This is a genomic window from Blautia sp. HCP3S3_D9 (assembly GCF_052063845.1).
Lineage (GTDB): Bacteria > Bacillota > Clostridia > Lachnospirales > Lachnospiraceae > Blautia_A.
On record NZ_JBQHWS010000068.1, the window covers coordinates 1 to 19,378 of the forward strand.

24 protein-coding genes are annotated in these 19,378 nt (G+C 42.0%); 18 read left to right on the top strand and 6 right to left on the bottom strand.

Annotated features, from left to right (window positions below; translation table 11 throughout):
• The first annotated feature begins 424 nt into the window (after positions 1-424).
• The 4 genes from ACTNES_RS12800 to ACTNES_RS12815 all read left to right on the top strand — a co-directional run bounded on the left by ACTNES_RS12800 (position 425) and on the right by ACTNES_RS12815 (position 3,349).
• Positions 425-2,035: a hypothetical protein gene (locus tag ACTNES_RS12800; RefSeq protein ID WP_441039540.1), complete on the top strand. Its 1,611-nt coding sequence runs from the start codon at positions 425-427 to the stop codon at positions 2,033-2,035.
• 54 nt (positions 2,036-2,089) lie between these two features.
• Positions 2,090-2,428: a hypothetical protein gene (locus tag ACTNES_RS12805; protein ID WP_441039541.1), complete on the top strand. Its 339-nt coding sequence runs from the start codon at positions 2,090-2,092 to the stop codon at positions 2,426-2,428.
• A 92-nt stretch (positions 2,429-2,520) separates the two neighbouring features.
• A complete protein-coding gene (locus ACTNES_RS12810; RefSeq protein ID WP_441039543.1) occupies positions 2,521-2,949 on the top strand; it encodes an MmcQ/YjbR family DNA-binding protein in 429 nt (142 codons plus the stop codon).
• A complete protein-coding gene (locus ACTNES_RS12815; RefSeq protein ID WP_441039545.1) occupies positions 2,936-3,349 on the top strand; it encodes a hypothetical protein in 414 nt (137 codons plus the stop codon). The genes ACTNES_RS12810 and ACTNES_RS12815 overlap by 14 nt, the downstream gene beginning before the upstream one ends.
• Before the next feature lie 71 nt (positions 3,350-3,420).
• On the opposite strand, the gene ACTNES_RS12820 is transcribed toward ACTNES_RS12815, so the two are convergent.
• Both ACTNES_RS12820 and ACTNES_RS12825 read right to left on the bottom strand, forming a co-directional pair.
• Complete coding sequence (locus ACTNES_RS12820) at positions 3,421-3,933, bottom strand: ImmA/IrrE family metallo-endopeptidase (protein ID WP_008396542.1); 513 nt, start codon at positions 3,931-3,933, stop codon at positions 3,421-3,423.
• Positions 3,934-3,978: 45 nt separating this feature from the next.
• The gene (locus tag ACTNES_RS12825; protein ID WP_441039547.1) at positions 3,979-4,395 is read right to left on the bottom strand and encodes a helix-turn-helix domain-containing protein; all 417 of its coding nucleotides are present in this window, start codon (positions 4,393-4,395) and stop codon (positions 3,979-3,981) included.
• A 201-nt stretch (positions 4,396-4,596) separates the two neighbouring features.
• On the opposite strand from ACTNES_RS12825, the gene ACTNES_RS12830 reads away from it, so the two are divergent.
• From ACTNES_RS12830 to ACTNES_RS12870, 9 genes are all read left to right on the top strand, one after another.
• Positions 4,597-5,832: a DNA polymerase Y family protein gene (locus ACTNES_RS12830; protein ID WP_441039549.1), complete on the top strand. Its 1,236-nt coding sequence runs from the start codon at positions 4,597-4,599 to the stop codon at positions 5,830-5,832.
• An 81-nt stretch (positions 5,833-5,913) separates the two neighbouring features.
• A complete protein-coding gene (locus ACTNES_RS12835; protein WP_013274265.1) occupies positions 5,914-6,174 on the top strand; it encodes a hypothetical protein in 261 nt (86 codons plus the stop codon).
• A complete protein-coding gene (locus ACTNES_RS12840; protein WP_441039551.1) occupies positions 6,171-6,902 on the top strand; it encodes an ImmA/IrrE family metallo-endopeptidase in 732 nt (243 codons plus the stop codon). Before ACTNES_RS12835 ends, ACTNES_RS12840 begins: the two co-directional genes overlap by 4 nt.
• Positions 6,899-7,159, top strand: a complete 261-nt coding sequence (locus ACTNES_RS12845) for a hypothetical protein (protein WP_005929785.1) — start codon at positions 6,899-6,901, stop codon at positions 7,157-7,159. Before ACTNES_RS12840 ends, ACTNES_RS12845 begins: the two co-directional genes overlap by 4 nt.
• Positions 7,160-7,376: 217 nt before the next feature.
• Positions 7,377-7,658, top strand: coding sequence for a helix-turn-helix domain-containing protein (locus ACTNES_RS12850; protein WP_427819647.1), 282 nt, complete (start codon positions 7,377-7,379; stop codon positions 7,656-7,658).
• 472 nt (positions 7,659-8,130) lie between these two features.
• Entirely contained in the window at positions 8,131-8,553 is a 423-nt protein-coding gene (locus ACTNES_RS12855) for a type II toxin-antitoxin system PemK/MazF family toxin (RefSeq protein WP_013274262.1), read from the top strand.
• Positions 8,543-8,791, top strand: coding sequence for a DNA-binding protein (locus tag ACTNES_RS12860; protein ID WP_252191842.1), 249 nt, complete (start codon positions 8,543-8,545; stop codon positions 8,789-8,791). The genes ACTNES_RS12855 and ACTNES_RS12860 overlap by 11 nt, the downstream gene beginning before the upstream one ends.
• A 59-nt stretch (positions 8,792-8,850) precedes the next feature.
• Positions 8,851-10,065 (top strand): tyrosine-type recombinase/integrase, encoded by a 1,215-nt coding sequence (locus ACTNES_RS12865; RefSeq protein ID WP_178004994.1) that lies wholly within the window; start codon positions 8,851-8,853, stop codon positions 10,063-10,065.
• Between the two features lie 152 nt (positions 10,066-10,217).
• Positions 10,218-11,426, top strand: a complete 1,209-nt coding sequence (locus ACTNES_RS12870) for a tyrosine-type recombinase/integrase (RefSeq protein ID WP_427819648.1) — start codon at positions 10,218-10,220, stop codon at positions 11,424-11,426.
• 836 nt (positions 11,427-12,262) lie between these two features.
• Here the strand turns inward: ACTNES_RS12870 and ACTNES_RS12875 are convergent.
• The 3 genes from ACTNES_RS12875 to ACTNES_RS12885 all read right to left on the bottom strand — a co-directional run bounded on the left by ACTNES_RS12875 (position 12,263) and on the right by ACTNES_RS12885 (position 13,148).
• The gene (locus ACTNES_RS12875) at positions 12,263-12,415 is read right to left on the bottom strand and encodes a hypothetical protein (RefSeq protein ID WP_300335311.1); all 153 of its coding nucleotides are present in this window, start codon (positions 12,413-12,415) and stop codon (positions 12,263-12,265) included.
• Between the two features lie 46 nt (positions 12,416-12,461).
• A complete protein-coding gene (locus tag ACTNES_RS12880) occupies positions 12,462-12,824 on the bottom strand; it encodes a hypothetical protein (protein WP_291807012.1) in 363 nt (120 codons plus the stop codon).
• Between the two features lie 150 nt (positions 12,825-12,974).
• Positions 12,975-13,148, bottom strand: coding sequence for a tyrosine-type recombinase/integrase (locus ACTNES_RS12885; protein ID WP_291807014.1), 174 nt, complete (start codon positions 13,146-13,148; stop codon positions 12,975-12,977).
• Between ACTNES_RS12885 and ACTNES_RS12890 the strand changes: the two genes are divergently transcribed.
• The 3 genes from ACTNES_RS12890 to ACTNES_RS12900 all read left to right on the top strand — a co-directional run bounded on the left by ACTNES_RS12890 (position 13,106) and on the right by ACTNES_RS12900 (position 16,561).
• On the top strand, positions 13,106-13,528 hold the full coding sequence (locus tag ACTNES_RS12890; protein WP_291807081.1) for a hypothetical protein: 423 nt from the start codon (positions 13,106-13,108) through the stop codon (positions 13,526-13,528). The two genes, ACTNES_RS12885 and ACTNES_RS12890, sit on opposite strands and share 43 nt — an antisense overlap.
• Before the next feature lie 1,143 nt (positions 13,529-14,671).
• The gene (locus ACTNES_RS12895; protein WP_441039555.1) at positions 14,672-15,046 is read left to right on the top strand and encodes a PBECR4 domain-containing protein; all 375 of its coding nucleotides are present in this window, start codon (positions 14,672-14,674) and stop codon (positions 15,044-15,046) included.
• Between the two features lie 129 nt (positions 15,047-15,175).
• The gene (locus ACTNES_RS12900) at positions 15,176-16,561 is read left to right on the top strand and encodes a sodium-dependent transporter (RefSeq protein ID WP_291807017.1); all 1,386 of its coding nucleotides are present in this window, start codon (positions 15,176-15,178) and stop codon (positions 16,559-16,561) included.
• Between the two features lie 162 nt (positions 16,562-16,723).
• Here ACTNES_RS12900 and ACTNES_RS12905 read toward each other — a convergent pair whose 3' ends face one another.
• Positions 16,724-16,891 (bottom strand): VOC family protein, encoded by a 168-nt coding sequence (locus ACTNES_RS12905; RefSeq protein ID WP_291807020.1) that lies wholly within the window; start codon positions 16,889-16,891, stop codon positions 16,724-16,726.
• A 184-nt stretch (positions 16,892-17,075) separates the two neighbouring features.
• Here ACTNES_RS12905 and ACTNES_RS12910 point away from each other — a divergent pair, with 184 nt between their 5' ends.
• Positions 17,076-18,203 carry an aldo/keto reductase gene (locus ACTNES_RS12910; protein ID WP_300335306.1) on the top strand — a complete coding sequence of 376 codons (1,128 nt, stop codon included), beginning with the start codon at positions 17,076-17,078 and terminating at the stop codon, positions 18,201-18,203.
• A gap of 212 nt (positions 18,204-18,415) precedes the next feature.
• Positions 18,416-19,282: a patatin-like phospholipase family protein gene (locus ACTNES_RS12915; RefSeq protein ID WP_181977746.1), complete on the top strand. Its 867-nt coding sequence runs from the start codon at positions 18,416-18,418 to the stop codon at positions 19,280-19,282.
• Positions 19,283-19,378 lie beyond the last annotated feature (96 nt).

The window sequence follows — 19,378 nt, forward strand, 5'->3', positions numbered from 1 at the left end:
GCGTAATGCACTCCATCCAGAGGCTGTGGTGGCATAAATCGCTATTTTGTTAGCTGAAGTATTGAATTTTCAAGGTGCGAAGCCCATTTTAGGTATGGGAAGTCTTAGTTATTAATAGTAATCCTCTTGAAAGAGGAGTTCCTACACCGTTTATTGAGATAGTTTCAAAATTTCCTGAAGAGCAGAGGCAATCAATGATTGAACAATGCCAGCGATCTTTATGTATGGCGTTATTCAATAATTCCGCTGCACAGGGGTTTTGGAAATTATTTGAAGAAATATATACTTTGCTAATGAAATACCCGAACAGGAATATTGACTTTATTTTCCAGCAGATTGCTGATGTCGTAATTGATGAATGCCCTAACTTCGATGTGTTATCACTTAAGTATTTTATAGCAAAGATTAAGGAGGGATTACTTCCATGAAAATTATTAAAGTGGGGCTGGGAAATACTGATGAGGCATATATCGAAAGCGAATTTTCTGATGGGATCAATATCATATATAGCGACGAAAATAATAAGGGAAAAACGATAGTGATTCAATCAATGCTGTATACTATCGGAAACAAACCGATTTTTCCGAGCTCATTCAACTATAAGGAATATTATTATTATTTGGAATTTGAAGAAAATAATAAGGTCTATATTGTAGTGAGAAGAGGCGATTCCTACATCGTATCTTGCGCAGGTGATATTAGATTTTTTGAAGATACTGCTGAATTTAAGAATTTCTGGAACAACAATGTGTTTTCGTTGCCTCAAATATCTGTGAATGGCAACAAGAGAATTGCTGACATGGAACTATACGCACAGATGTTCTTTGTTGGGCAAGATGGAAAAGATACATCAACAATTTTTAATTCCGGATTCTATCATAAGGATAACTTCAAGGATATGGTTTGTTTCTATGCGGGAGAGACTGAATCTACGCTCTCGGCTGATGAGATGACTCGATTAAAAAATCAAATTAAGGAATTAGAAGCAAAACGTAAGGAGCAGCTGGAAATCAGTGAATTTTATAAAACATCGACACCGGCGAAAGAATATTTGAGTCGAATTCAAGACAAAGTAGCATTTCAAAATAGAATATGCGAAATGGAAGAAATAACTGAAAAGATATCTGATTTGCGTAAAATGAGAAACAAGCTGGCAACAAAGAGAAGCTTATGGAATGGAACATTAAAAGAGCTTCGTTCCCTTAATCGTAATATTGAGGTAGGAGAACTCCGTTGTATGGACTGTGACTCTACGCATATTGCATATAAAGGCAAAGGAAAAATTACATACTCGTTTGATGTGTCTACCCCTGAAATGAGATCGCAGATAATTGCGTCCATTGAAGAACGGATTAGTGCGTATACTGAAGAAATAGAAAAGTATGATTTTGAAATTTCTTCTATGCAGCAACGAATTGAAGAGATAATGCAAGATGAAGACATTACAATCGAGAACATAGTGGCATATAAAAATGGCTTTAGTAGTATTGCTGAAATTGAAGAAAAGGTACAAAAACTTGATGAAGCCATTGATGACATAAAGCAAAAAGTTAAAGCAGGAAAGAAACAGACAGAGGATTCCAAAAAGGCACAGCAAGATTTTTACGAAGCGATAGTAGAAGAAATGAATCAGGTGAAGGGGAAAATAGATATCGAAAGCAAGCAATTATACGATGATCTGTTTACCAAAAGAGGCTCAGTTGTATCTGGAAGTGAGGAAACAGTATATTACATTGCAAGATTGATTAGCATTGCTAAATTAACGAAGCATTCTTGCCCAATTATAATGGATTCTTTTCGTGCAGAAGATTTGTCAACGGAGAAGGAAGAACGTGTTTTGGCGTTGCTATCTGAACTAAAACGTCAGTGCATTTTAACGACAACACTAAAGGCCGAAGAAAAAGATAAATATGTAAAAATGGCTGGAATCAATGCGATTGATTATACAGGTCACCACTCTAATAAAATATTAGGAACAGAGGGATTGCCAGCGTTTATGAAGTTATTAAGCGGATTGGGTATTAGTCTACAATAATAATCCGAACGGGTATATTTTTGTTGCGCGAGAGTTTGTGAAAGGGGGATTATTATGACCGATGTTAGAAGAACAGCCTCTATGTCGCAGGTGCTGGCAGATATAAAGCCTTACATAACGAAAAAGTTCATGGCGGCACCGTGTATTAAAGAGCAAGACATTCAGGCTATCTGTCAAATCCTCCTGCCCAGATACAAGAATGTGCAGCTCATGCAGGGAATGGCCAACAACAAGCCGGATTTCAGAATTCAGGTTAAAAATTTGTTCGGGACAGAAGAGAAACGGTTTGAAGTGGTTGGTGGTAATAAAAAAAGACCAGCAACCAAGAAGAAATCTGACCTGGGCTGGATTGATCGGCTGGAAGAGATTGATGCTGCGCTGGATGATTTCTGATATCAATGCAGTGCGGAGAGTTATCTGAGGCAAAACTTTGTGCAACAGGTTGTTGCACAAAACCATACATAAAACAGCGGGGAAGCGATGGAGTGACTCGACAAGAATTATTTACATGGATACGTCAGCAGTACGGCACAGAGCCGGAATACCCCTGGCATGACTGGAATGCTGTGCTGCGGCACAACGACAATAATAAATGGTATGGTGTAGTTTTGGAAGTATCCGCTGATAAGTTGGGACTGCCGGAAGCAGGCATCATTGATGTCCTTAATGTGAAAAGTGATCCGCTGCTGATCGGTTCTCTTCGTGGGCAGGACGGCTATTTTCCGGCCTATCACATGAATAAGGAAAAATGGCTTAGTATTCAGCTTGGCAAACCAGAACTGGATGATGCCATCAAAGACCTGCTTTCTTTGAGCTATGAGCTGACGGCACCGAAGAAGCGCAAACCAAAGTTATCAGCAAAAAATCCGGGAGATTCCGTAAATGGCAAAGAAAAAGAAAATGACGAAGGCTGAGCGAAAGGAAGCACGCCTCCGAAAAGGCAAGCAATGGCTGCTCACCTATACCGGCTCACCGAAAAAGATGAACAGGCATTACCGGGAACGCTTTCATGTGGATGCTGTGACTGCCGCTAAAGATTTGCAGGAGCTGGGGGTCAATTATACACAGGAACAACTCGACCAGATTAAACGGGCTGAAGAACAGCGGCTTCGGCAACGGAGAATGGAGCGGGAAGCGAAAGAGAGGGAACGACTGGCAGAACTGTATGAGGACTGCGATGATCGTTTTGCTTTTATCGCCGGATATACAGATGGCGGCGCACCGTATGGTGTGATGTGGGAAGAAGTCGGCATTGATCCGAGACTGCCGTTCGAGGAAAAAGTGAAGCTCTATCACATGCAGATGTTAGGCTGATAATTGTGCAGACGGCATCTGCACAATTTGCAACAAAAAAGAGGAGCCGGTCAAGGCTCCTCGAAGATACATTATTTCAAAAAGTTGCTCTTATGTTCCAGTGCGTGCAGATTATAACCAAGTGTGGCCAGGTGTGCGACCTTCAGTGCAACCAGATTGATGTCGGTGGACATCGCACTGGCGATCTGCTCGGCTGTATATCCATACTCATAGATGTAGCGAAGAACTTCATCGCTGTCCATCAGAATCTCCGCTGCTACGATGTTGGCTTCATATTCCGGTTTGGATTTCATGTCATAGAGCATGAACTCATGAATCGGGGTGGTTTTCGCCATATTCCGGTGAAGCTGGTCATGCCCTAATTCATGTGCGCACACGATGCGCAGCATATTTTCATCCAGACTGTTATTCAGGAAAATAAAGCGATTTCGCTTAATCACCCGGTACATTCCCTTCAGGGAACCAAAATTTTCGCAAAGCATGACATTGATACCAAGCTGCCTTGCAATTTCAAAAGGGTCTCTGGAACCGCAGCGTTTTACCAGTTTCTCACCGACCCGTGAAAGCTGTTCCGCATTCATCATACCACCTCCAGTTTACAGTATAGCGAAAAGTGTGTACGATAAATATCACTGATCGGATTTTTTACGCCTCGTTTTCGGGGCGTATTTTTTATTGTTCTCTTTGGCAATCCAGTAGGCATCGGTCAGAGCTTTATAAGCTCCTTCGATGGCATCTTCGCTTAATTCGCCGCCAGCGAACATACCGGTCACTTCGCTGACCAGTTCTTCAATATCTTTCGCTGCTTTTGCGCCGCCTTTTTCATGAGCTTCTACGACATAGGTGCCGCTGCTTCCCAGCAGGTACTCGGTAGTAGTATTCAGCGCATCCGCAATCTTCTGGATCGTGACCATATTGGATGGTTTGCGGCTGCCAAGCTCATAATTCTGAATTGTGCGGGCGGTTACACCGGCCTTCTCTGCAAGTTCTACCTGAGTTAAGTTGGCTTCTGTTCTTTTTTCTTTCAACCTTTTTTTGAAGACCATAGGAATACCTCTTTCTTTTTTGATGACGAACACGAACACTTTTTCATAAAAACCTATTGACACGAAAAACTGTGCTTGCTATAATGACGATGAAAACACGAAATACAATTCGTGTAATTATAGTATCACAAGAAATGCTGTGTGTCAATGCGTTCGTGAAAAGTTGTTCGTGCTTTCACGAACGGAGAGGAGGAATACGGGATGCAAAGGGTGATTCTTCACTGTGATATGAATAATTTCTATGCCTCTGTCGAGTGTATGCTGAACTCGGAACTGAAGAACAAGCCGGTGGCAGTGTGTGGTTCTGTGGAGGAACGGCATGGTATCGTACTTGCGAAGAACTATGCGGCAAAGGCGTTTGGTGTTTCCACGGGAGAGGCAATCTGGCAAGCAAAGCAGAAGTGCCAGGATCTTGTGATCGTGGAGCCGCACTATGAGCAATATATGAAGTTTTCAAAATTAGCTCGTGAGATATACGGTCGTTATACTGATCAGATCGAGCCGTATGGGATGGACGAATGCTGGCTGGATGTGATCGGAAGCGGCTGCATGGGAACCGGATTTGAAATCGCAGATGAGATTCGTAGAACGGTTAAGTTTGAACTGGGACTTACGATTTCCGCAGGAGTGAGCTTCAATAAGATTTTTGCCAAGCTTGGGTCGGATATGAAAAAGCCGGGTGCGATTACCTGCATCGAAGCAGATTCATTCCGGGAGAAGATTTGGTGTCTTCCTGCCTCTGACTTGCTTGGAGTCGGCAGAGCGACCGAGAAGGTTCTATCCAGTTATGGGATTCATACCATTGGAGAACTCGCTGCAACATCGGATGATTTCCTGAAATGCCGCCTTGGGAAGAATGGACTGGTGATTAAGAAATATGCCAATGGACTGGATGATTCACCGGTTATGCGTTCCGATTATGTCTCTCCGGTAAAGAGCATTGGGCACGGGATAACGACCATGCAGGATTTGGAGAATAACGCCGAAGTCTGGTGCATCATGCTGGAACTGGTGCAGGAAATCGGAACCAAGCTGCGAATACATAAGAAGAAAGCTGGCGGAATTGCGATTTCCATCCGCAACAACGAGCTTTACACGAAAGAGTGGCAGTGCCGGATTAGTATTCCGACACAAAGCCCCACCTATCTGGCGAAAACCGCATTTGCGCTGTTTGTAAAGAATTATCAGTGGGAGCATCCGATTCGTTCGGTGACGGTTCGGGCAATCAACCTGTTTGAAGAGGATTGTCCGATACAATACGACCTATTCACCGATATGAAATCACTGGATCGCCAGGAACGGCTGGACGCAGCGATTGAGCAAATTCGATTCCGATTCGGGAAAGATGCGATTAAAAATGGGGTACTTTTTCAGAAAAGCAAGATGCCAACAGAGCGAAAAGTGGATTTGGTTATGCCGACAGGAATGATTGGTTAATACAGCACCGGTAGAATCTGGTGAGTTCTTTGCTAAAAGAAGTCAACACATTTGTCGGTTTACAGAAGAGGAGCGTAGAATATGTCGGAACAGAAATGTAGAAAAGTATATGTACCTGTGAATTTGGATGTGGATGCAGAGGGGAATATCCGCCCGCGCCTGATTCGCTGGATTGACGGACGGGTGTATGAGATCGACCGATTGAAACATAAGTGTCGGGCGGCTTCCACGAAGGTGGGTGGCTGCGGAATCCGTTATACGGTCATGATCGGTGGGCATGAGAGTTTCCTGTACAACGAAGATGAAAAATGGTTCGTTGAAGCAAAGGAGCCGTGCCTATGATCCTTTCGCAGAAAAACATAGAAGAAATCGCTGTTGCAGTGATAAGAGATTTTCAAAAGTCCTTTTTCGGCAGTGAAGCAGATGATCCGGCAAGATTCGCACTTCCGACACCCATTGACCAGTTTGCATCCGATTATCTGAACCTGAAGGTGTCATTTCAAAAGTTGTCCTCGGACGGAAGCATCTATGGTCTGACCGCGTATGTGGATACAGAATATCAGATAGATGTTGATGGAAGTCAGAGGAGTATCTTCCTGAAAATCAATGATGTGGTTCTGGACAAGAGTTTCATTGAGCCAGCGAATATTCGGAAACTCTGCGGAAAACGCAGATTTACGCTGGCGCATGAGTGCGCTCACCAGATACTGTTTCAGCTGGATTCCGATGAGCGAAAGATAGCCTGCCATAAGAGACCGGAAGTGAGGGAAAAAGGTTCCCGCGTTCTGAGAACGCAGGAGGACTGGAACGAGTGGCAGGCCAATTCGCTGGGAGCTGCTATCCTGATGCCCCAGTCAGAAGTAGATAGGGCGATGTGGTTCATCAACAGCAGAAAGCCTCTGACCTGTTATGGATGGCGTTTTTACGACAGTGACCAAGTGAAGATAGATACCTTCTGTGGTGTCTTTGGCGTTTCGAGATCAGCAGCAGCTATCCGATTGGAACAACTGGGCTATCTGAACCGGAAAAAGGATTATGAATATCGTGATCCATTGGAGGTGTGGCCATGAGCAGGAATATCAGAGTATCGGAACCATCTGCGGAAATGCAGATTAAAATTATCCGGGCAAAGGATGCAATCGCTTCCCAAAAGCCCAGGACTGTCAGGTGTCCTTATTGCCGACATAATTCAATCATCGTCTTTGAGGATACCAGAGGACATGTGCAGACCAAATGCAAGGCCTGCGGACGTGAGACCGTCTTCAATGTTTTGGAGATGAGAAGATTACGGAGATTGCAGCTCTACTATTCGTCTTTGAATGGTTGAGATGACAATAAATAACCCTATTAACACAATTTTATAAGTCATAGCTGTGCTGTGGAGCCGCTGACAGGCGAAGTCTTCCGAATGCCGCATGAGACAGAATTATGGGATACCCATGTTCTGTTTTATCGGCACAGGATTTTTTCTTCACCGTCATGCGGCTCCTTTTTTGACCTTCCGTCGGTCCGGTTCTGTACCGGCTGTGCGGAAGGAGAAACGTATGTATTACGATCAGCATGTATGTGGAGCAAGAATTCAGGAATTACGCAAATCAAAAGGGTATACGCAGGAGGCCCTGGCTGAGGCGATTGATATTGATGCAAAACGCATTTCCAAAATTGAGCGCGGAGTAATATCGGCATCTTATAATGACATGATTTTGTTTTCGGAATTCTTTGGAGTAACGCTGGATTATCTGATCATTGGCAAGAGACAGGATGTGGATGCGTTGAAAAGGAGAGTGCAGGATGCCATTACGCAGCTTCAGGAAGCACTGATGTGAACTCGCAAAATTAGGTGGGCAAAGTCGCAGTTTCCGGCGTGTTATGTAAAACCGCATTCTTTTATACTTACTTTACAGCTAAGGCAACAAGGCTGATGAACTATGAAAATTGAATACTCATTCTCCAAGTACATTACTGACAGAACGAGCCTTCGACTGCACGCCATGATGCCCAACAGGGGCGAAGCGGAATCGCAGCAGCAAATGTCGGATTGCAACCGACGGTGGTGTAAAAGCCTGTCAGGGACAATGATACTTCCGTAATTCGCGGTCCGGCCATAAAGAAGGCGGGATGGTTAAATTCCAATGGAGCAGTGAAGCACACTGCCGCTTGTGAGAAATCCCTGATCTCTGGGGTGCCAAGAAAAAGTACAGAGAAACCATATTTTAAGAAAGGCTGTCAGAATAAAGCATTTGTATCATTTTCTGCCAGCTTTTATCCATAGATGATTATGGGATTGGAGGCAACCAGATGAAAGAAAACTGGGTTTACCGGCGAGGAGATATTTACCTTGCCAATCTTGGTGTTCCGATAGGATCAAAGCAGGGCGGTGTTCGTCCGGTAGTGGTTCTTCAGAACGATGTCGGCAACTTTTATTCGCCGACGATTACGGTTGCTCCTCTGACAACGAAGATACAAAAGAAAAGAAGCCAGCCGACACATTATTTCCTTCGGAAGGCAAAAGGGCTGGCAAGATCTTCGATGGTATTGGCGGAGCAGCTTGATACATGTGATAAGACCTGTGTAATTCGGTATCTCGGCAAGGTAAGTAAGGGACAGATGCGCGGAATTGATGAAGCTGTGAAAGTGCAGCTTGGATATTATATTCCGGAACAGGCAGAGAAAAAAAGACAAGGCAAATGCCGAAAGGAAGTGAATTTTGATGGTGGATAAATTGATTAAGCGTAAAGAAGCCGCTGAGATGTTGGGAATTAGCCTGGACACCTTGGATCATGCAAGAATGGAAGGGCTGATCACTTACGTTCAGTATGTTGAGAATGGCTGTGTTTATTTTACTGAAGTTGGACTTCAGGAGTATATTGCAAGGTCTACACATCGTGCAAGGCCGAAGGATAACAATCCGACTTTCCGAAGGAAGAGAACAGCCAGGAGCGAAATTCGACATCGTTGAGTATTGGAAGGTTATTCGCAATAATGAATATATCAGCTAAAAGTTTGGAGGTGTCGAAGATGGCAAGAAAAAGATATGCGATTCCTCAGTACGGAACCGTCATCATGGCTGGTAAAGAATATTACCGGACTCGAATTGAGGATGCTGATGGAAAGCGGGTGGCGTTGTATGGCAGAACCCGTGAAGAACTATATGATAAGGTGCTCGAAGCGAGAGAGCAGATTGAGGATAATACATTTCGCAGATCATCCCCCACAGTAAAGGAGTATTGCGAAAAGTGGCTGTTGTTACAATCCGCACAGGTAAGAGCCACTACTTTGACGGATTACACATCGAAAGTAAACCGGCATATTATAAAGCCTCTGGGTCATATGAATATAGCAGATGTTACAGCAGATGATATTCGTCTGGCACTGGTTCCGGTATCCAAAAAATCAGCGTCTGTGTACAAATCGGTTAATATACTTTATAAGAGCATTTTTGCGGCGGCAAAAGAAAGCAAAGTGATTCAGGACAATCCTACAATTTATTTGTCTGGAAAGAACGGAGGCGTTCCTCAAAAAGAGAAAAACCCTTTGACTGATGATCAGGTGGAGAGATTGCTGGATGCGATAAGAGGACTGCCGCCGTATGTATTTGTGATGCTTGGTTTGTATGCGGGGCTTCGGCGAGAAGAAATTCTTGCATTGCAGTGGGATTCAGTTTTTCTGGATGAAGCAGCACCGTATTTGACAGTGTGCAGAGCTTGGCATACAGAGCACAATCGACCGGTAATAATGTCTGAACTGAAAACAAAGGCTGCTCATCGAGATGTACCGCTTCCTGATTGCCTGACGAAATGCCTGAGAGAAGCAAAGGAGACTTCCACATCAGACTATGTTGTTGCGAACAGCGAGGGTGAACCGCTTTCATATACGCAGTTTAAGAGGCTCTGGCAGTATATTGTGACCAGAACTGTAAAGGAACGGAGCTACTACCGTTATGAGAATGGAAAACGTGTGAAGCATACGGTGAAACCGGTGCTGGGCGAAAGAGCTGCGCATAATGGAAAGGTGGTTTATAGCTTAGACTTTGAAGTGACACCACATTTGCTGCGGCATACTTATATTACAAATCTTATTCACGCATCGGTTGATCCTAAAACAGTTCAGTATCTTGCCGGTCATGAGAACAGCAAGATAACGATGGACATTTATGCAAAGGCAAAGTATAACCGACCGGATGAACTGGCGGGCATATTAGAGGATACCTTTACACTGTGGGATGCAGAATAGGCCAGACAGTTTCATGAATGAGATCAAAAAGAGTAGGGATAATCCCTGCTCTTTTTACATATAGCCGACATCCTTGAGAACCAGAGCAGCATTCTGGATAATTAAAGAGCAAAGATCAATTTGGATATATCAAGAAAATGGAGGAAGCAATAATGGCAAGAAAAAAAGTAGTGCCGGAATATGGAACAATTATGAAGAGGGGCGTTCAATATTACAGAACACGAATGCAGGATGCGGATGGAAAATGGATTTCGCTATATGCACAGACTCCTGAAGAGCTGTACGATAAATCCATTGAGATGAAGCGCAGTATTGAGGATGAAATATTCCGGAAGAATAATCCGACAGTAGCTGAGTATTGCGAAAAATGGTTGAAGATGCGCTCGGCGTGTGTGCGAGAAAACACATTGAGCGGATATGAGCGCACGATAAGAAAATACATTATTGGAGCTATTGGAGATATGTATATGGACGAAGTGACGACCGATGACCTTCGCTTGCTGCTGGTGCCAATCTCCAAGCAATCAGCTTCCCTGTACAGCAAAATGAATATGCTGATCAAATGTGTTTTCTATTCAGCAGAAGAAAGCAAAATCATCAGTTATAATCCGGCTGCGTCGCTTTCTGCAAAAGGCGGAACACCAAAGCAGGAAAAGAAGGCATTGACGGATGAGCAGGTGAAAATTCTTCTGGATACAATCAGGGGATTACCACCGTATGTTTTCGTAATGATTGGGTTGTACGCAGGGTTGAGGCGGGAAGAAATTCTTGCACTGCGATGGGATTGTGTTTTCCTGGATGGTGCCACCCCATATATATCGGTAAGGCGAGCATGGCGTTCTGTAAATAATCGTCCGGTAATTTCAACAGAATTAAAAACGCCAGCAGCTAAAAGGGACATTCCTATTCCGGGCAAGCTGGTGGAATGTTTGAAAGAGGCAAAAGAAAAGTCAAAATCGGAATATGTGATCTCTGACAGGAATGGTAACGCTCTGGCTGAATCCCAGTTCGTGAGGGTGTGGAAGTACATAGCAGTTCGTTCTACGGAAGAACGCTGCTATTACACCTATGTGAATGGGCAGAAGATTAAGCATGTGGTAAAGCCGAAGCTTGGTGAGCATCAGCCGAACAATCCGAAGTTGGTATATACGATGGATTTTCAAGTGACACCGCATCAATTGCGTCACACTTATATCACGAACCTGATTTATGCTTCGGTTGATCCTAAAACCGTACAGTATCTTGCCGGACACGAAAACAGCAAGGTGACTATGGACATTTACGCCAAAGTCAAGTATAATAAACCTGCCCAATTACATGGGGTGATCAACAGAGCAATCGACACATCAAAAAAAGATTAGGGTTAAAATCCGACAAAAGCCTACAAAATCGTGGGTTTAAGAACTGGTGGACGAAGAGCAAAAAGCTTGAAAAACCGCGTAAAATCAAGCAAAATCGAGCTTCGGTTTCGTGAAATACGGTCTCAAAGCTGCTCGTAGAGCACCACAGTTCTCCAAACGATAATTCCAATCGAATACAGAAATTTATTAAAACCTCGGAAAACCTTGATTTTCCGGGGTTTTTCTTATATCTGAAATTCCTAAAATTTTCTAAAAAAGTGGTTAATTTTGATGCGTAGCACACACGTAGCGCACAAGTAGCACACAAATTTGCTTGACATATTTGGAAAAGCCTGATAAAATGCGGACAATCTCATATTAGAGTTTTCTGTAGGGCTACCGGGAAAGATTTAAGGGCTAAAAATCAGACTGGAACAGAGGACGATAATAAAAGGGTATCAGTAATATTGCCCCCCCTTGAGAACTATACTTATTTTTACTGGAAAGACCGTTACCAGAAGAAACCGTGTAAATGGTCTGTAATTAGTATACATATACATTTTTTTGTAACGTAGGTTTTATTTAAAATAGAAGCATTAAAAAGGGCAGCAGTTACGCCGCCCTCTGGTATAATGTTCTCCGTAATCCTTGTAAATGTCAGCTATAAAGAGGTAAATGTACCGCAGAATCTTTTCTGACCGGATTCTATTAATCATTTCAGCAATTTCTTTTCTGTAGTCCATTATCAATACCCCCATTGCTCCTTGAATGAAACAATCATGTTGTACAAAAATTTCATGAATTTTTCACTATCTATCTTCTGTATCATCTCAATAATCTCTTTCTTATAGTCCATGCTACGCCTCCACCGCTTTTACATTATCCTTAATCTGCTTTATCATTAGATAATTTGCAAGGTTATGTACTCGCTTAAGGTCTTTCAGGTCATTCATCATTAAAGCATCTGTAATCAGCCAGAAACGTTCCTGGTCTTCCTCTGATAATTCCATAAAAGCTTTATTACCGGAACAAGCTGTCTGAAAAAGTTCTGCCAGTTCATAAGTGTGCTGTAATGATCTTCTGTTTTTGTTGTTCTGAACCACTTCCATGATAGCTTTTCGGCAAGGAACTTGAGTTAAATCGCATCTTTCCATTAGTTCTTTCCCTCCTGTTCTTCTTCGAACTGGTGCGTATAAGTACTTTTCGCAATTCCATATATAAACGATAGCGTTTCCTTGGAATATATATGTGTAATAAATTAACAATATCAAGCTGCATCTGACAAACGGATTTTTGGGTGTAGTATATGTCTCTAAGTTCTTCCGCTTCTTGCAACTCTGCTTTCAGCTTTTTGACTTCTGCTGCCTGATCTGCGATAATCTCGCTTGCTAAAGGCTGTTTTTCTGATGCTAAATTCATGCTTTATACTTCCTTTCTGTTGAAGAAGTATGCTATAATAGCCATGCTCCTTTTATTGTTATGTGAGAGTTTCGATAAAGGGCAAAGTCCTGTAATTGGTAGCTATGGGACTTTTTTAATTGCTACAATCAATAAAATCACATCCTTTCTTTAAATCTTGTTTATAGCTTCACGCAAGGATTCAAGTTCATAATGAGTGTATACGTTTTCTGTAACGCCTTGTCCTGCATGTCCAACTATCTTTTTAATGATTCGTTCGTCAATACCTGCTGCTGCCAGTAATGAAACGCAAGTATGACGTGTATCGTGTGGTCTATGTTTCATGCTCAGTTGCTCAATTAAACGGTAGAATTTCTGTTAAGACTGCTGCCAAGGTCTTGAAGATGGATGCTCAGACAGTAAGACTTCTTCTTAGACAGAATGACGGACTGGCAGGAATTATCGAGGAATATTTAAAAGACAAAGAACGCATATGTGCAAGGCAGGTTTGGCATAATGCACTTAAAGAAAGTACAGAGCCGCCAAAATGGAAAGTCTCAAATATTAACAGTATTATTGAGAAGATTCCCGGATGGAAAAGATTAAAAAGCCCTGCCAGATTTGCAGAATATGGGATGCAACGTGGATTTGAGAAAATGTCTACAAATAAATCAGACTTTGTAACAGTCAGTGATGAAGAATTAAAAGAAATGCCATTTAACTAGATGCCGTTACATAAACCATACAGATTGTAGACATGTTTGTAGACATACTTTGTAGACAATCATACGGTTTCTTGTAACGTAATTTTAAAGAAAGGAATTTATATGACAGAAGAATACAAGAGATACATGCGTAGTCGAGAGTGGGACGCAAAGAGGGACAGCTTGATAAGATGACACCAGAGCTTCAGGAGGATATTGAAAAGTTTCTTTCAGATCGCAGCATAAAACAAATAGATTTAATGAATAAATATCATATAAGTAGAAATACGATTAAAAAATATATTGGGTATATTGCAAATGAAAATTGCATATGATATAATGCCAATAGGCGAAAAGAAATGATGAGTCCATGTGGACGAAAAAGATAGAAGCCCTCAGTACTGCGAATACTGGGGGCTTCGTCTTGCTTTTTATAGCGGACAAGAAACCGCTAGGCTAGTGTTGCCCTACTTGTCACCGTCTAACCATTTGCAAACATAATAGGCGGCTATGCTTGCCATGCAGGAGACAATAAAAGAAATGATGATTTCCATGTAGACTCACCTCCTCCCGTTGCCGGGTATCGGGTGGACAACAAGGACATTATATCATAGAACAATGAGTACGAAAAGCCCGTACTTAAAATATATACCGGGGTAGGGGGTATAGTATAAACATGTGGGGTGGTCTGGTAATGTGCGGAATCACCCAAAAGAAAACAAAAAGGCTTTTACAGAACAGGGTATCATGTTTTTTCGTAACACACATGTAGCACACAAAATACTCAGAAAGCCTTATTTTACGGGATGTGTAGTTCTCCAAACGATAATTTACTGTTTCGAGAGAGACAATTTCAACGAATATATCAAACCCTGGAAATATTATATTTCCGGGGTTTTTCTTTTGGTTAAAATATATAATTGATTTTTTTGAAAGAAATGCGTATAATATAAATGACAGGAAACTGTTAGGTGTGCTGACACCTTAAAAATCTGACATTTATGTCGTACGTTATGAGGCGAACGGTTGGAGAGCAACAGAAAAACTCTACATTTTTGCCGGGATTATTTGCCGGACGGTTGGCAGACAACAGAAAAATCAGCATTTTTAGTTTATAGAAGGTTGTCCAACATGGACAGCCTTTTTTGTTAATATAAGAAGCTAATGGTACTTCCTTATCTGCATGAATTATTGTACCATAAGTGTATGATTGGTGATTTTATCAATAGTGGGGTTTTAATCAGATCAGATTATTTTGTTGGGGATACGAAAGCGGTCTTAAGTGTTGGATTCAGATATGGAAAGACCGTGGACATGCCAATCAATTTATATAAAGAAAATGTAAAAAAACTGATTAAGCCGGCATGTAAAGTTCTTGCTATATTTAAGAAATCATATAATCAGCAAAAGTATACAGAGTGTACATATTGTTCAAAGGGAATAGAATTATTTGATTTGATGTTGCCTGATAAGATTGAGGTAAATAAGTGCTTAACACTTCAAAAGTACATTAATGATTCTTCTTTAAATGAAGAATGAGAGGCAGAAACGAGATATTAATCTTTGACATTCCCCCATCTTTTTGATATTATAAAATCAGTAAAAAATCTGCAGACCTCCCATGGGAGAAATCCTATGGGAGGTTTTTGTAACGAGATGAGGTGTATAATGAAAAAAGAAAACAATTCTACACATAACCATAACAGGGGGAGCTTTTCAGGCAGGATTGGTTATGTACTGGCGGTTGCAGGATCTGCAGTAGGACTGGGAAATATCTGGAGATTTCCGTATCTTGCTGCGAAGTATGGCGGGGGTATTTTCCTGCTGATCTACATTCTTCTGACCGCATCATTTGGTTATGTACTGATTATGTCAGAGACTGCTTTGGGACGAATGACCAGAAAGAGTCCGGTAGGTGCATTTGCACATTTTGGAAAAACGAAGCCGTTTAAAGTCGGCGGCTGGCTGAATGCAGTCATTCCTATGTTGATCGTGCCATATTACAGTACCATTGGCGGATGGGTAATTAAATACCTTGTAGAATATTTCAAAGGTAATGTTCAGGCAGTAGCGGAAGATGGTTACTTTGGAAGTTTTATCGCAGATTCCTGGCAGGTAGAACTCTGGTTCCTGGTGTTTGCGGCACTTGTATTTATCATTATTCTCGGTGGCGTACAGAATGGTGTAGAGCGAATGTCAAAGATTATGATGCCTGTTCTGGTAGTTCTGGCAATCGTAGTCACGATTTATTCTGTTACACGACCGGGTGCAATTGAAGGTGTGAAATATTTCCTGATCCCGAATATGAAGAATTTCTCCTGGATGACAGTAGTAGCAGCGATGGGACAGATGTTTTATTCTCTGTCTATTGCGATGGGAATCCTGTATACCTATGGTTCTTATGGGCGTAAAGACATGGACATCGAAAACTCTACCACACAGGTTGAAATCTTCGATACAGGTATCGCAATTCTTGCAGGTTTAATGATCATTCCGGCGGTGTTTGCATTCTCCGGTGGAAATCCTGAGACACTTCAGGCAGGACCATCCCTGATGTTTATTACACTGCCAAAAGTATTCGCAAGTATGGGATTTGGCACTGCAACAGGAATCGTATTCTTTGTCCTTGTATTACTTGCAGCCCTGACCAGTGCGGTTTCACTGATGGAAACCAGCGTTTCCACATTCATGGACGAGCTTCACTGGAGCCGTAAGAAATGCTGCGGTCTGATGGTTGTGATCATGCTTGGATTCGGAACAGCATCCTCTATGGGATATGGACTTCTGGATTTCATCCGTATCTTCGGAATGAACTTCCTTGATTTCTTTGATTTTATGACAAACTCAGTAATGATGCCGCTGGCAGCACTTGCAACCTGTATTCTGGTGCTCAAAGTGGTTGGAATTGACGGAATCGCGAAAGAAATTGAACAGTCTTCTCCATTCCGAAGAAAGAAACTGTACAGAGTATTCATTAAATACTTTGCACCTGTTAGTTTGATTATTATCCTGCTGAGCTCTATTGCGAACGTACTGGGAATTATCAGTATGTAAAGAATATATTTTAGAAATTACTTTAGAAATATAAAATGCCTCCTGCGGAAATAAAAAGTTCTGCCGGAGGCTTTTTTTGGGAAATGTTGACAGTCATTTTATAATAAGAGCATAAATGACTTGAAATGGGAAAAGTGCAATTGAGGTCATTGTAAGAAGCAACTATGAATGACTAAAAATGGGAAGCTGGATGCCCTCTCTGAACCAGCATTTACGTTCTGGTTTTTCACCGATTTCACGCCACATATGCATTTCAAAAACATCTTCAAAGAATTTCTGCGCGTCTTCGTAGGATTTGGTGCGGATAGCCGCATGGTCGATCTTTGCCATAATATTATGTTCTCCTTTTTCTGAAAGTTCATAGATATTTGTTTTATAAAAAAAGAATAAGAGATTTTTTCCAGACATGCAATAGAAATTGATAAAATTTTCCGTTATAATATAATAGTTAAACAGAATATGAGCAGAAATCATATTCTGGCAATTCCAGAAAATAAATAAGGAGAGTCTTCACATGGCTTATTTAGGAGAAAACATTAAGAAACTTGGATTTGGTCTGATGCGTCTGCCGAAATCAGAGGGTGACGTGATCGATATAGAGCAGACTAAAAAGATGGTAGACCTGTTTATGGATGCAGGATTTACTTATTTTGATACAGCCTGGGCTTATGCAGGCAGTGAGGATGCAATCCGTCAGGCACTGGTAGAGCGTTATCCAAGAGAGAAATTCCAGCTTGCTACAAAGAACGCAGCATGGATCAACTGCAAGACAAGAGAAGAAGCAACTGCACAGTTTGACATTTCTCTGAAACAGACAGGAGCAGGATATTTCGACTTTTATCTGTTGCATAATCTTGGAGAAACGCGTACCAGATACTTCGATGATTTCGGTCTCTGGGACTGGGTGCAGGAGAAAAAAGCACAGGGTCTGATCAAACATGCAGGTTTCTCTTTCCATTCCACACCGGAAGAACTGGATGCAATTCTGAATGCACATCCGGAAATGGAATTTGTACAGCTTCAGATCAACTACGCTGACTGGGAAAATCCGGCAATTCAGGCCAGAGGATGTTATGAAGTGGCACGTAAACATGGCAAACCGATTGTAATTATGGAGCCTGTGAAAGGCGGTATGCTTGCAACTCCTCCGAAGAGTGTGGAAGAAATCCTGAAAGCAGCAGAACCGGAATCTTCCGCAGCATCCTGGGCGATCCGTTTTGCTGCAAATCTGGAAGGCGTGATCACTGTTCTGTCCGGTATGAGCAATGTCGAGCAGATGCAGGACAATCTTTCTTATATGAAGGATTTCAACGGACTGACAGAGAAAGAACAGGAAACTCTGAAAAAGGCACAGGAAGAATTAAAGAAAATTCCGCTGATCCCATGTACAACCTGTAATTACTGTGCGAAAGTCTGTCCGATGGAAATCGGAGTTTCCGGTTCCTTTACAGCAATGAATTATCTGACCTTATACGGAAGCAAAGATCAGGCACTTCATCAGGAAGAATGGCTGGTAGGCAAACATGGCAGGAAATCAGCCAATGAATGTGTGAAATGCGGTAAGTGCGAAGAAGTATGTCCGCAGCATATTAAGATCAGAGATGAGATGGAGAAAGTTGCAGCAAAACTTCTTGGAAAATAACATATAATTGTGAGTTGTATTAAGCCTTCTGGATGAATTTCAGGGGGCTTTTACAGATTACAGGTTTGACATTTTCATTCAAGGTGTTAAAATATGTTCTAAATAATTTGTTTTTCAAATGAAATGAGTAAAAATACAATTGACTGTCTTAAATGCATTATTTACGAGGATTGCTATAGGACATTAAGAAAAAGACGAAAGTGAGAAAAACTATGGAGGACAATAAAAGGAAAGGCCTTGGAATGGTTCTGGAAGGTGGAGGTATGCGGGGACTGTATACAGCCGGAGTTCTGGATGAGCTGATGGAGCAGGGGATTTATGCAGATTCTACAGTTGGCGTTTCCGCCGGTGCAATTTTTGGATGTAATTATAAGTCCCGCCAGATTGGACGAACCCTTCGTTATAATACCAGATTCTGCAAGGATAAACGATATATGGGATTGAAAAGCTGGATCACTACCGGCGATCTTTACAGCAAAGATTTTGCATATGGGGAGGTGCCCTGGAAGCTGGATGTTTTTGACACAGAGACATTTGCCAGATCACCCATGAAGTTTACGGTTGTATGTACAGATATTGAAACAGGAAAACCCTGCTATCAGGAATGCAGAATGGGAGACAGGCTGGATGTGGAATGGATGCGCGCATCAGCTTCCCTGCCACTGGCCGCCAGACCGGTAAAGTTGAATGGAAGAATGTATCTGGACGGTGGTATCTCAGATCCGATTCCTGTAAACTGGATGCTTTCACAGGGTTATGAGAAAAATGTGGTAGTATGTACCCGTCATCCGGGATACAGAAAAGAACATAATAAGCTGATGCCGCTGATCCGGCTGAAGTTCAGGGAGTATCCGGAGCTTGTAAAGCTTCTGGATGAACGTCATATTCAGTATAATCGTATGCTGGATAAAATCGCATATCTGGAAAAAGAGGGCAGGATCCATGTTATCCGCCCGGACAGAGACATCAGTGCAAAACCGGTTGAGCGTGATCCGGCCCATTTAAAGGAGATTTATGAGGTGGGACGGAGAGTGATGAAAGCTGATATGGAGAAACTGAAGGCGTATCTGGCAGAGTAAAAAACAGAAAAAAAACAATTACATAAAAACAAATTAAAAACAATTCTTTAACCGAATTAAGTGAGTTCCCTGCAGAGCAGTTATTCGGTGTAGAGA

Excerpts from the sequence above, each read along its gene's own strand:
- ACTNES_RS12865 (WP_178004994.1), top strand. The coding sequence starts at position 8,851 with ATGGCAAGAAAAAGATATGCGATTCCTCAGTACGGAACCGTCATCATG.
- ACTNES_RS12890 (WP_291807081.1), top strand. The coding sequence starts at position 13,106 with ATGAAACGCAAGTATGACGTGTATCGTGTGGTCTATGTTTCATGCTCA.
- ACTNES_RS12860 (WP_252191842.1), top strand. The coding sequence starts at position 8,543 with ATGGTGGATAAATTGATTAAGCGTAAAGAAGCCGCTGAGATGTTGGGA.
- ACTNES_RS12830 (WP_441039549.1), top strand. The coding sequence starts at position 4,597 with ATGCAAAGGGTGATTCTTCACTGTGATATGAATAATTTCTATGCCTCT.
- ACTNES_RS12850 (WP_427819647.1), top strand. The coding sequence starts at position 7,377 with ATGTATTACGATCAGCATGTATGTGGAGCAAGAATTCAGGAATTACGC.
- ACTNES_RS12905 (WP_291807020.1), bottom strand. The coding sequence starts at position 16,891 with ATGGCAAAGATCGACCATGCGGCTATCCGCACCAAATCCTACGAAGAC.
- ACTNES_RS12825 (WP_441039547.1), bottom strand. The coding sequence starts at position 4,395 with ATGGTCTTCAAAAAAAGGTTGAAAGAAAAAAGAACAGAAGCCAACTTA.
- ACTNES_RS12910 (WP_300335306.1), top strand. The coding sequence starts at position 17,076 with ATGGCTTATTTAGGAGAAAACATTAAGAAACTTGGATTTGGTCTGATG.
- ACTNES_RS12900 (WP_291807017.1), top strand. The coding sequence starts at position 15,176 with ATGAAAAAAGAAAACAATTCTACACATAACCATAACAGGGGGAGCTTT.
- ACTNES_RS12875 (WP_300335311.1), bottom strand. The coding sequence starts at position 12,415 with ATGGAATTATCAGAGGAAGACCAGGAACGTTTCTGGCTGATTACAGAT.
- ACTNES_RS12880 (WP_291807012.1), bottom strand. The coding sequence starts at position 12,824 with ATGAATTTAGCATCAGAAAAACAGCCTTTAGCAAGCGAGATTATCGCA.
- ACTNES_RS12845 (WP_005929785.1), top strand. The coding sequence starts at position 6,899 with ATGAGCAGGAATATCAGAGTATCGGAACCATCTGCGGAAATGCAGATT.
- ACTNES_RS12855 (WP_013274262.1), top strand. The coding sequence starts at position 8,131 with ATGAAAGAAAACTGGGTTTACCGGCGAGGAGATATTTACCTTGCCAAT.
- ACTNES_RS12820 (WP_008396542.1), bottom strand. The coding sequence starts at position 3,933 with ATGATGAATGCGGAACAGCTTTCACGGGTCGGTGAGAAACTGGTAAAA.
- ACTNES_RS12885 (WP_291807014.1), bottom strand. The coding sequence starts at position 13,148 with ATGAAACATAGACCACACGATACACGTCATACTTGCGTTTCATTACTG.
- ACTNES_RS12870 (WP_427819648.1), top strand. The coding sequence starts at position 10,218 with ATGGCAAGAAAAAAAGTAGTGCCGGAATATGGAACAATTATGAAGAGG.
- ACTNES_RS12895 (WP_441039555.1), top strand. The coding sequence starts at position 14,672 with ATGGTACTTCCTTATCTGCATGAATTATTGTACCATAAGTGTATGATT.
- ACTNES_RS12835 (WP_013274265.1), top strand. The coding sequence starts at position 5,914 with ATGTCGGAACAGAAATGTAGAAAAGTATATGTACCTGTGAATTTGGAT.
- ACTNES_RS12805 (WP_441039541.1), top strand. The coding sequence starts at position 2,090 with ATGACCGATGTTAGAAGAACAGCCTCTATGTCGCAGGTGCTGGCAGAT.
- ACTNES_RS12815 (WP_441039545.1), top strand. The coding sequence starts at position 2,936 with ATGACGAAGGCTGAGCGAAAGGAAGCACGCCTCCGAAAAGGCAAGCAA.
- ACTNES_RS12840 (WP_441039551.1), top strand. The coding sequence starts at position 6,171 with ATGATCCTTTCGCAGAAAAACATAGAAGAAATCGCTGTTGCAGTGATA.
- ACTNES_RS12800 (WP_441039540.1), top strand. The coding sequence starts at position 425 with ATGAAAATTATTAAAGTGGGGCTGGGAAATACTGATGAGGCATATATC.
- ACTNES_RS12915 (WP_181977746.1), top strand. The coding sequence starts at position 18,416 with ATGGAGGACAATAAAAGGAAAGGCCTTGGAATGGTTCTGGAAGGTGGA.